We start from the raw sequence: 11,103 nt of genomic DNA on the forward strand, positions 1-11,103 counted from the left end.
AAAAATTGTCTATTAAATTTTAGTTCTTAGATGGAATGTCTTATTTTTGCATCCCGACGCTTCGGGGCGCAAATTTGTGGGAGGAAACTGTTTTGCGTTATAGGTACAAATTGATAATACAATAACACTTTAGCAAAAGAAAAGATCAGATGAAAGAAGTAACAAAAGAAGTATATTTAAAGTGGTATGAGGACATGCTGCTTTGGAGAAAGTTTGAGGACAAACTTGCCGCATTATACATCCAACAAAAAGTTAGAGGTTTTCTACATTTATACAACGGTCAAGAAGCAGTTTTAGCTGGTGCATTACACGCTATGGACTTGACTAAAGACAAAATGATTACTGCATACAGAAATCACGTTCAACCAATAGGGATGGGAGTTGATCCTAGACGCGTAATGGCAGAACTTTTAGGAAAAGTAACTGGAACTTCAAAAGGTATGGGAGGTTCTATGCATATTTTTTCGAAAGAACACCGTTTTTATGGTGGCCACGGAATTGTAGGAGGACAAATTCCAGTAGGTGCAGGATTAGCTTTTGCAGATAAATATTTTGAGACTGGTGGTGTAACTATGACCTATTTTGGTGATGGAGCAGCACGTCAAGGATCTTTGCACGAAGCTTTTAACATGGCTATGCTATGGAAACTTCCGGTGGTATTTATCGTTGAAAATAATGGGTATGCCATGGGAACTTCTGTAGAAAGAACAGCCAATCATACTGATATTTGGAAATTAGGTTTAGGCTACGAGATGCCTTGCGGACCTGTAGACGGAATGAATCCTGTAAAAGTGGCTGAAGCGATGACGGAAGCAATTGACAGAGCACGTCGCGGAGACGGACCCACTTTCCTAGAAATGAAAACATACCGTTATAGAGGCCACTCTATGTCGGATGCTCAACTTTACCGTTCAAAAGACGAAGTAGAGGAATACAAGAAAATCGATCCAATTACACAAGTTTTAGATGTAATTAAAGATCAAAAGTATGCTACAGAAGAAGAAATCAAAGTAATTGACCAAAGAGTAAAAGATCTGGTGGAAGAATGTGTAACATTTGCCGAAGAATCTGAATACCCACCAATTCAACAACTTTACGACGTAGTATACGAACAAGAAAACTATCCATTTATTCCTCATAAACTATAAATCAATTATGGCAACAATAATTACAATGCCTCGTTTGAGCGATACGATGACGGAAGGAACGGTAGCGACTTGGCTAAAAAAAGTAGGTGACAAAATCAACGAAGGGGATATCCTTGCAGAAATCGAAACTGACAAAGCAACAATGGAATTTGAGTCTTTCAACGAAGGCACTCTTTTACATATAGGAATACCCGCAGGTGAAACTGCACCGGTAGATTCTTTATTAGCAATTATAGGAAAAGAAGGCGAAGATATTTCAGCATTACTAGCAGAAAAACCAGCTGATGCAGCTCCAGCTAATGAGGAAACAAAAACTGCTGAAGAAATAAAAGGTACTGAAGAAACAGCAGCTCAAGCTGAAACTACTAAAACGACAGCAACTTCAACCGCCTCTCTGCCAAAAGGAGTTGTGGTTATCACAATGCCTCGTTTAAGCGATACCATGACAGAAGGAACAGTAGCAACATGGTTAAAAAAAGTAGGAGACGCTGTGGCTGAAGGAGATATTCTTGCTGAAATCGAAACCGACAAAGCAACAATGGAATTCGAGTCTTTCAACGAAGGAACTTTGTTGTACATAGGAATCGAAGAAGGAAACACTGCTCCTGTTGATAGTCTTTTGGCAATTATAGGACCAGCTGGCACCGATATTAGCGGAATAGCTAATAATTATAAAACTGGTGGAACTTCAAAAGATGCTCCTGCTGCAGCAGAAGAAAAAGAAACCGCTGCAACAGAAAAAGAGAAAGAACCAATTGTACAAGAAGCTTCCACAGACGGACAACGCATTTTAGCGTCACCATTAGCAAAGAAAATTGCAAGTGACAAAGGAATCCAACTAACACAAGTAAAAGGGTCAGGTGAAAACGGTCGTATCGTAAAAAGCGATATTGAAAACTTTACACCAGCTGTTGTAGCACCACAAACCGCTGCTGCACCTGCTGCAAAAGCAGAAACTGCCGCTGCACCTGTCGCTCCAAAAGTTTTTGTTCCAGCCGGAGAAGTGTTTACGGAGGAAATTAAGAACTCGCAAATGCGCAAAATTATTGCGAAACGCTTGGCTGAATCGCTATTTACAGCGCCACATTATAACTTAGTTATCGAAGTGGCGATGGATGATGCAATGGCTTCCAGAGTAGTAATTAATAGCGTTCCAGATACCAAAGTTTCGTTTAACGATATGATTATTAAAGCTTGCGCGATGGCTTTAAAGAAACATCCAAAAATCAATTCTCAGTGGAAAGAAGATGCCATTACAATAAATCACCATGTGAATATTGGAGTAGCTGTAGCTGTTGAAGATGGATTAGTGGTTCCTGTATTGAAATTTACTGATGCCATGAGTTTATCTCAAATAGGCGGAAGCGTAAGAGATCTTGCTGGAAGAGCTAAAAACAAAAAATTACTGCCTACAGAAATGGAAGGAAGTACGTTTACGGTTTCTAACTTAGGAATGTTTGGTATCGTTGAATTCAATTCAATTATCAACCAACCTAATTCTGCCATCCTATCCGTAGGAGCAATTGTAGAGAAACCAGTAGTTAAAAATGGCCAAATCCTAGTAGGAAACACCATGATGCTATCTCTTGCTTGCGACCACCGCACAATCGACGGAGCAACTGGAGCACAGTTCTTACAAACCTTAAAACAATACATTGAAAACCCAGTGACCATGCTTGCATAACCACTGCTTCAATATAAATTTAAACCCGTCTCTTTTTAATAAGGAGACGGGTTTTTTGTTTTGGGCATGTCCTCACTTCCACTAGCGTTGCAGTGAGGTCGGGCTATTCGCTGTATCTTTTATCCCTCTCGTTAAAAAACGAGAGAGATAAAAGGATGCCGCTACTATCCCTCATGCGAAAACGACCAAATGACCTATAAAACAAGCCAATTTAATCGCAGAAATACCCGATAATGACATAAATTATATTTTCACATGACTAGATCATGTAGTCTTTCACATTGAAATCGTCCCAAGATATACGAACTACTCCGTTGACACACTCGCAGCATAACAAAGAGCACGAAGGAACTGGCAACTAAAAATAATCGAAATACAAACTAAGACAAATTGCCTTTAATTTTTAAACTTCTTTTCAATCCGCTCGGTTTTATAAGTGGTTTTAAAATTGCAACTATGCTATAATTGATTTGCTGTTTCCGATGCAGAATGGAATTTTAGATTATAATAAAATAGTTAGATATGTTTAATGTCATCAAAATACTATTACTTAAGAGTTAGTTTAAAATCATTTTCAGCAAATAACTATTAATTTTACGAGATATTTAATTTATTTCAAAATGATCGAAAAACACTATATCGAACCAAATGAAGGCTTTTCTCAAGCGGTTATTGTACAAACTGGAAATTTTAAAACCATTTATATTTCAGGACAAATTGGAATAGGTGCTAATTTAGAGTCACAAACAATTACAACTTTTGAGAATTTAGAAAAACAACTACTAAATTGCAACGCTACTTTTAAAGATGTGGTAAAAATGAACACCTACATTGTAAATTTTAATCCAGAGTTTGATTTGCCTATTTTTAGAAAAATTAGAAATAAATTTCTAGGAAATGCTGGCTTTCCAGCAAGCACCTTGGTAGGAGTTCCCGTTTTAGGAAATAAAAACTGGCTCATCGAAATCGAAGCGATTGCTATTGTTGAATAAAGTAATGCGTTGAATGTAGTTTTCCAATTTGAATAACTTTCCATGCTTCAAAAGTTTATCACTACTAACTTTTATTCTTCTCTTCAATCCATTTCGACATGTACTTCGTGCTTTTTAGAGTATGATGTTGTAGTAATGCACCCATAAAATTATTCAAACGATGTTGTGGCAGATTGCCTTGCAAAGTTTGTATTTGCGCTTTAAACTCGGTTTCAAATAACGTTGTCATATACCGTTGCTTGATGATATCGAATCCGTTTTGTTGGGCTTCAAGCCAAATTTTTTCATCTTGATATAATGTGACGGCTTTACTGGCAAAAAGTTCAGGATTGTCCTCGACAAAACCATTCCAAGGTAACTGGCCTTGCATCGATTCGGCGCCAATGGCAGTGGTAACGCTTGGTGTTCCGCATTGCATGGCTTCGAGTAATTTGCCTTTTATGCCGGCGCCAAAACGCAAAGGTGCCAGAACAACTCGGGACTGCTTAACTACTTCCTGCGCATCAACTGCGCGGCCACGTATCAAAAAACCATCTTTTACATTATTTAACTGCAATACTTTTTGCGAAGGGTAGGCGCCGTAAACATTTAAAACAGCTTCAGGTACTTGTTTTTTAATCAGTGGCCAAATCGTTTCTTTGAGATATTGCACCGCATTCCAGTTGGGTTCATGAAGAAAATTACCAATAAAAATAAAATCCTTTCTATTGTCAAATAATGGTGCAGTATCTAAATTTAAAAAGGCATGCGGTTCTAATAAAAGTGGCAAATACAACAATAGCGAGGTATCGATTTTGAATGTGGTGGTTAGCAAATCTATTTCAACCTCGGAAATCATCAACGATACATCACAACGTAAAATACTAGCTATTTCTCGTTTGGCAACCTCTTCAATAAGCAAGTCTGTTGTTTTAAAGTCACGCTTTTCCTTGAATGCTTTTTGTCTGGCAAGACGTAAAGAATGTAAATCTTCGGTATCTAAAATTCGAAGTGCGTTTGGACATTTTTCAGCCACGCGCCAACCAAACTGTTCTTCCATCATAAAGCGATCAAAGAGAACTACTGATGGATTAAGTTCTTGCACAAACGTGTCAAAACTTTGTGAGTTGAGCAAAATTCCTTTTTTGTCAGCTTGAAACGCTTGCAAGTCAATCATAAAGTCAGTGTCCTGAGCCGGAGAAGCAAAGGTAATTGTGAATCCTTGTTTTTGAAACAACGAAATCAATTGCATCATTCGTCCACCTGCAGCAGAAGAGTTGGGCTCAGGCCAAACAAAACCAATAATTAAGAGTGATTGCACTTTTTGTGTATTGTAAATTAGTACTGCAAAATACTACTTTAAAGTCGGAATGTAACTTTACAGGAATGTAAATTCTATTGAAAATGGCTAACTATACTTTGCATTAGACCGCGTGAGGGATAATAGTGAAAAGCCCGGAATTGTGTTGCAGCGCAGCGAAAGCACAATGAGGACTTGCAGCGGATAGCCCGACAGCAAAAAAATGGCTAGGCGGAATGTAGCTTTTGCCATTTTTTTTGGTGGCACGCCCCACTTATTTTGACAGCGAAACCACAAAGCATTTTGGTTATCGCGGTATAAATCAGGAAGAAAACACTAATTTTGTACCCACATAAATTCCATTGAAATGTTAGGATTAAAATTAGTTACAGACCCAAGATGGGTTAATATAGTAGAATCAAATATTGAAGAAATTTTGACAGACCACGCCTGGTGTGAGCAAAAAGCAGCTTCGAATGCCATCAGTTTGATCACGCAGAACTCAGAAAAGGAAGAATTAGTGACAGAATTAATGATTATTGCGAGAGAAGAATTAGAACATTTGCAAATGGTACACGACTTAATAAAAAGTAAAGGCTTGACGCTGGGACGCGAGCGCAAGGATCATTATGTGAATGAATTATTCAAGTTTATGAAAAAAGACGGGAGTCGCAATGATGCTTTGTGTGAGCGATTGTTGTTTTCGGCGATGATTGAAGCAAGAAGTTGTGAGCGTTTTAAAGTACTTTCTGAAAACATTGCAGATGCGGCATTAGCTACCTTTTATCGTGATTTAATGATAAGTGAAGCGGGACACTATACCACATTTTTAGGTTTTGCACGGAAATATGCAGACCACGTTAATGTGGACAAACGCTGGAAGGAGTGGATTGATTTTGAAACATCCATCATCAGTAATTATGGCAAACAAGAAACGATTCATGGTTAATAATTGAATAACAAAGCTTACTTTTAATAAATAAATTGTACAAAAAAAGGATACTTTATAGTATCCTCTTCTTGTATTTTAAAACTAATTCATTTATTTTCTTATCATAAATTCCGAACGTCTATTTAGTGCAAATTCTAGTTCCGTACAGTTATTTTGGCAATCAATTTTAGGTATAGATTCCCCAAATCCTTTCCCAGAAATTCTTTCTGAACTGATTCCTTTTGATATAATATACGCAACAGTTGATTGTGCTCTTCTTTCAGATAAATCTAAATTATAAGAGTCAGAGCCTCTAGAATCCGTGTGAGACTTAACATCGATTTGTAAATTACTGTTTTGTGCCAGTACATAAACCAATTTATCAAGCTCTACTGCACCACGCTCCGTTATATCACTCTTATTAGAATAAAAGTAAATGGGATTCAAAAGGATTTCTGTTTCTGTTACAACAACATCAATCGGTTCTAGTGCAACTTCCATAGTAATTACCCCTTGTTTACCGCTTGCTGGAAAAGATTTTGTAACATAACCATCTTTGAAAACTTGTATCGTGTATGACTTTAGGCAGGATAGATCATAGAGCACTTCGCCATCCTTACTAGACAGCTGAGTATCTACAATAGCAGTGACAGCATCCAAAATTACCACTCTAGAATTAGCCAAAAGCACTCCTGTTTTTGCATTTTTAACCACAATAAAAATCTGGGCTTTACAAATTGGAATCGCACTGTAAATATGATCTTTACCAAAACGGTTACTGGACACATATCCTATATTTTTATCTTTGTTGAAGCTAAAAGCAAAATCATCTTTCTCCGTATTTATAGGTTTACCCATATTTTGCGGTTCTCCATCAGTATTTAAATCAACTGAGAAAACGTCTAAACTTCCAAAACCAGTCAGACCATTTGATGAAAAATACAAAATGGAATCATCCCCCATAAACGGAAAATTCTCATCACTAACGGTATTGATCTTTGTTCCTAAATTTTCTGGAGCACCAAAAGATCCATCGCTATTCACCTTTACTTTCCAAATATCAGTTCCTCCAACGGAACCAGGCATATTAGAGGCAAAATATAGCGTTTTCCCATCTTTATCTAAAGACGGATTGCCCGCAGAATAACTCTTACTATTAAATGGCAACGCAGTTATGTTGCTCCATTTTCCATTTTCTTTAGTCGCTTTATAAAGATTTACTTGACCAAATTTGAATTTGTGTGTTTTATCCTTATCAAATAATTTATCTTTAAAACTCTCGCTGGAAAAATAAACAACAGAGCCCTCCTTATTCATTGTAACAGGTCCTTCATGAAACCTACTATTTAATTCATTAACAGCAATTGGTTCAGAATACTTCCCATCAGCAGTGTAAGTAGACTGAAAAACATCTAAATAGGGTTCATCATTCCACCCATAAGTTTTGTTACTTTCATTTCTTGCACTAGCAAAATAAAGGATATCTCCATAAAGAATAGCACCAAAATCAGAGCGTTCTGAATTTACTGGAATTGCGTTTACCTCAAAATGATTTTCTAAGGCATTTAATTTTGTCAAATAATTAGGATCAGTATTGAAAATAATGGCTCGTTGATCATTGGGCATGCGATCAGCAAATAGTGCCATTTGAATATTTGATTCTGCATATTTGCCATTTGACTTTAGCATTTGTGCATATCTAAAATAGGTTTCCGCATCTTGATGAGATTGCGTTGCTTTAGCATACCATTTTTCAGATTCTATTGTATTAAACATATAGTAATAGCAGTCACCGAGTTGTTTACTTACATAGGGATCCGTATTGCCTTTAGCAACCAAATTTAAATATCCTTGAACGGCTTTAACATAATCATAGCTTTCAACCAATATATCAGCACTTTTAGTCTCTTTATTTTGTGCCGTAAGCGAAAGACTTGCAAGCACAAAAAATAATAAAATTGTATTTTTTTTCATTACGTGGAGTAATTAAATATTAGAAAAATCTTGGGGAGCGGGATACTTTTTTAGATTCAAATAGATCATATAACAATATGAACTCATGTGAAGAAGGAGCGGTTACTCTTAAGTCGGAAACGATGTGATCATAAGCATATCCTATTCGTAACTCAGGTGTAACAGCAAAGTTAATCATTCCCCCAAAACTATCTTGTAACCTGTAAGTTGCTCCAATTTCGAATTTTTCCTGATATAAAAAATTAGCAGACAGGTCTAAAGATGGAGTTACATTAAAAGCTGATTTCAACATGAATGAAGGCTTGAATTTTAATTCGTAATTAACGTCAAAAACATAACCAGCGGTTAAAAAATAGTGTGATACATCTGAGCCATATTGACGCCCATTATAATCTAAGTGTGCGGCTTTAACCATATTGGGAAGAGAGAGTGCAACATAGTATTTATCGGTATAATAAAACAAACCGGTACCTAAATTCAATGATGTGTCGTTAATATCCTCTCCAAAAATACCCTCTGAAGGATCTGGCAAACTAGATTGAATATCTCTAAGACCTACTTTATGGAATGAAACCCCCGCTTTTACACCAAATGCCAATCGTTGAGTATCCCCTAATTTCAATGTGTATGAGAAATCTCCAAACACATTTTGCTCTGTTACGGGACCAATTTTATCTGACACAAAAGAGATACCTACTCCAACATTCCTGCCTGCCGGGGCATGACCTGAGAAAGAAAAAGAAGCAGGAGAATCTTCAATATTAACCCACTGTTTTCTGTATAAAAGACCTAAAGAAAGACTTTCTTTAGAGCCGGCATAGGCTGGATTGATAACATTCATATTATACATATACTGTGTATAATGTGGATCTTGTTGCGCTTTTGCATCTAAACATGCGTAGAGCACTACAAGAGACATCAATATAATTTTGTTCATATCTATATATTTTTCGTTTTAGAAGTCAGTTAAAAATAGCTGTGACTAATAAATTATTATTTATTGTTTTTCTCTGATTAGATAAATCCATCCTGTTTTAGGCTGACCGGTATTGAATTCAATTACGTAATAATAAGTAGCACTTGGAAGATCTTCTCCTTTATTTGATTGGCCATTCCATTGATCAGTATAATTCATCTGACTGTAAACTTTAATACCATATCTATTAAATATTTCCAATTTTTTGACATCCATCAAACTTAAATCGAAGAAATCATTTGAACCATTTCCATCAGGAGAAATTCCTTTTTGGATGTTGCAATAAATTGATTTTACTGTTACATTAGAGGTTGTCTCACATCCTGTACTCATGGAGGTAACAGTAAGAGAATATACCGTCGGAAATACTATCGGCACACCCGGAGTTGAAGAAATTACATCAGTAAGATTTAATACATTAGAATTGGTTCCTACAAGATTCCCCTCCTTATCTTTCCATTGATACGAAACCTCATTTGGATTATAAGAGCCAGCTAGCGGATTTGCGGTTAATGTATACTCTCTGTTTTCACAATCTCCGATGGTTTCAAATTGAATTTGTGAAGGAATACCATTTATCGTAATTTCAGAACCTAAAGTTACACATGCAATACTGTTTGCGAAGCGCACACTAATTATGTACTTTCCAGGAGTCAAATTATTAAAGATAGGGCTATTTTGATACCCATTACCTACACTATACTGGACGTCCACTTGTGTGTTAATTGCAATACTTCCAGCTGGCATCAAACATGTAGGTTGTACGACTTGCATTAGGGTTGGAATTGCCGGTAATAAAGGAAGTGGACTAATAGTTATACTTGTAAGGCTTTGATTGGAACAAGTAGTATCAGCATTATTTCTCACGTAAACTATATAATTATTTGGAGCTAATCCTGTAAAAATATTTGACGTTTGATACGATGTACCATTCAAACTATATGATACTCCTGCTTGCGGCGCCACCGTAATTGTTCCCGATGGTGTCGAACAAGTTGGCTGAACCACAGCTGAGACAACAGGAACAGCTGGAGCAATTGGAATTGCATTTATAGTAATCGCAGATAAAGATGACTGCGAACAAGTGTTATCTGTTGCACTTCTTACGTATAACGTATAAGTATTTGGAAGTAATCCTGAAAATGAATTAGATGATTGATATGTCGCTCCATTTAAGCTATATTCCACTCCTACTTGTGCTGTGATTGCAATACTTCCTGACGGAGCTCCACAAGTTGGTTGTACTACACTTGATGTGGTAGGGACTTGAATTACTTGTATCGCATTTACCGTTATAACAGACAATGACGGAGTTACACAAGTATTATCCGACGCATTTCGTACGTATAAAGTATAAGTATTTGGAGCCAATGCTGTAAATACATTCGAGGATTGATACATTATTCCATCCAAACTGTAGGCTATTCCTGCTTGTGTTGTGATTGCAATACTTCCGGATGGAGTTCCACAAGTAGGTTGCACCACACTAGCAGTGGTTGGTTCAGTTGGCGGTATTGGAATAGCATTGATCGTTATAGCAGACGATGACGGAGTTACACATGTGTTATCCGCTGTATTTCGTACATATAAAGTGTAAGTATTTGGAGCCAATGCTGTAAATACATTCGAGCTCTGATACGTTATTCCATCCAAACTGTAGGCTACTCCTGCTTGTGTTGTGATTGCAATACTTCCGGATCGAGTTCCACAAGTAGGTTGCACCACACTAACCGTGGTTGGTTCAGTTGGCGGTGTTGGAATAGCATTGATCGTTATAGCAGATGATGACGGAGTTACACAAGTATTATCCGCTGTATTTCGAACGTATAAAGTATAAGTATTTGGAGCCAATGCTGTAAATACATTCGAGCTCTGATACGTTATTCCATCCAAACTGTAGGCTACTCCTGCTTGTGTTGTGATTGTAATACTTCCGGATGGAGTTCCACAAGTAGGTTGCACCACACTAACCGTGGTTGGTTCAGTTGGCGGTGTTGGAATAGCATTTATCGTTATAGCAGACAATGACGGAGTTACACAAGTATTATCCAATGTATTTCGTACGTATAAAGTATAAGTATTTGGAGCCAATGCTGTAAATACATTCGAGCTCTGATAC

8 protein-coding genes are annotated in these 11,103 nt (G+C 37.0%); 4 read left to right on the plus strand and 4 right to left on the minus strand.

Translation table 11 applies throughout. The features are described from left to right. The first annotated feature begins 149 nt into the window (after positions 1-149). The 3 genes from pdhA (at position 150) to BUA03_RS09915 (ending at position 3,824) form a co-directional block, all read left to right on the plus strand. The gene (pdhA, locus tag BUA03_RS09905; RefSeq protein ID WP_066081217.1) at positions 150-1,148 is read left to right on the plus strand and encodes a pyruvate dehydrogenase (acetyl-transferring) E1 component subunit alpha; all 999 of its coding nucleotides are present in this window, start codon (positions 150-152) and stop codon (positions 1,146-1,148) included. Positions 1,149-1,155: 7 nt separating this feature from the next. Further along, positions 1,156-2,832 (plus strand): pyruvate dehydrogenase complex dihydrolipoamide acetyltransferase, encoded by a 1,677-nt coding sequence (locus BUA03_RS09910; RefSeq protein WP_066081220.1) that lies wholly within the window; start codon positions 1,156-1,158, stop codon positions 2,830-2,832. A 620-nt stretch (positions 2,833-3,452) separates the two neighbouring features. Next, a complete protein-coding gene (locus BUA03_RS09915; protein ID WP_066081223.1) occupies positions 3,453-3,824 on the plus strand; it encodes a RidA family protein in 372 nt (123 codons plus the stop codon). Positions 3,825-3,888: 64 nt separating this feature from the next. Here BUA03_RS09915 and BUA03_RS09920 read toward each other — a convergent pair whose 3' ends face one another. Next, positions 3,889-5,124 carry a glycosyltransferase gene (locus BUA03_RS09920; protein WP_245792605.1) on the minus strand — a complete coding sequence of 412 codons (1,236 nt, stop codon included), beginning with the start codon at positions 5,122-5,124 and terminating at the stop codon, positions 3,889-3,891. Between the two features lie 346 nt (positions 5,125-5,470). Between BUA03_RS09920 and miaE the strand changes: the two genes are divergently transcribed. Beyond that, on the plus strand, positions 5,471-6,052 hold the full coding sequence (gene miaE, locus BUA03_RS09925) for a MiaE family protein (protein WP_066081228.1): 582 nt from the start codon (positions 5,471-5,473) through the stop codon (positions 6,050-6,052). 93 nt (positions 6,053-6,145) lie between these two features. Here miaE and BUA03_RS09930 read toward each other — a convergent pair whose 3' ends face one another. The 3 genes from BUA03_RS09930 to BUA03_RS09940 form a co-directional block, all read right to left on the minus strand. Continuing rightward, complete coding sequence (locus tag BUA03_RS09930) at positions 6,146-8,008, minus strand: OmpA family protein (RefSeq protein WP_066081230.1); 1,863 nt, start codon at positions 8,006-8,008, stop codon at positions 6,146-6,148. Between the two features lie 19 nt (positions 8,009-8,027). Further along, positions 8,028-8,945, minus strand: coding sequence for a PorP/SprF family type IX secretion system membrane protein (locus BUA03_RS09935; RefSeq protein ID WP_066081233.1), 918 nt, complete (start codon positions 8,943-8,945; stop codon positions 8,028-8,030). A 60-nt stretch (positions 8,946-9,005) separates the two neighbouring features. Further along, a partial coding sequence (locus tag BUA03_RS09940; RefSeq protein WP_139255645.1) for a T9SS type B sorting domain-containing protein occupies positions 9,006-11,103 on the minus strand: 2,098 nt, incomplete at its 5' end.

It is taken from the genome of Flavobacterium fryxellicola (assembly GCF_900143245.1).
Lineage (GTDB): Bacteria > Bacteroidota > Bacteroidia > Flavobacteriales > Flavobacteriaceae > Flavobacterium > Flavobacterium fryxellicola.

Bases quoted from the DNA above. Each gene is read 5' to 3' on its own strand.
- pdhA (WP_066081217.1), top strand. From the start codon at position 150: ATGAAAGAAGTAACAAAAGAAGTATATTTAAAGTGGTATGAGGACATG.
- miaE (WP_066081228.1), top strand. From the start codon at position 5,471: ATGTTAGGATTAAAATTAGTTACAGACCCAAGATGGGTTAATATAGTA.
- BUA03_RS09915 (WP_066081223.1), top strand. From the start codon at position 3,453: ATGATCGAAAAACACTATATCGAACCAAATGAAGGCTTTTCTCAAGCG.
- BUA03_RS09935 (WP_066081233.1), bottom strand. From the start codon at position 8,945: ATGAACAAAATTATATTGATGTCTCTTGTAGTGCTCTACGCATGTTTA.
- BUA03_RS09930 (WP_066081230.1), bottom strand. From the start codon at position 8,008: ATGAAAAAAAATACAATTTTATTATTTTTTGTGCTTGCAAGTCTTTCG.
- BUA03_RS09910 (WP_066081220.1), top strand. From the start codon at position 1,156: ATGGCAACAATAATTACAATGCCTCGTTTGAGCGATACGATGACGGAA.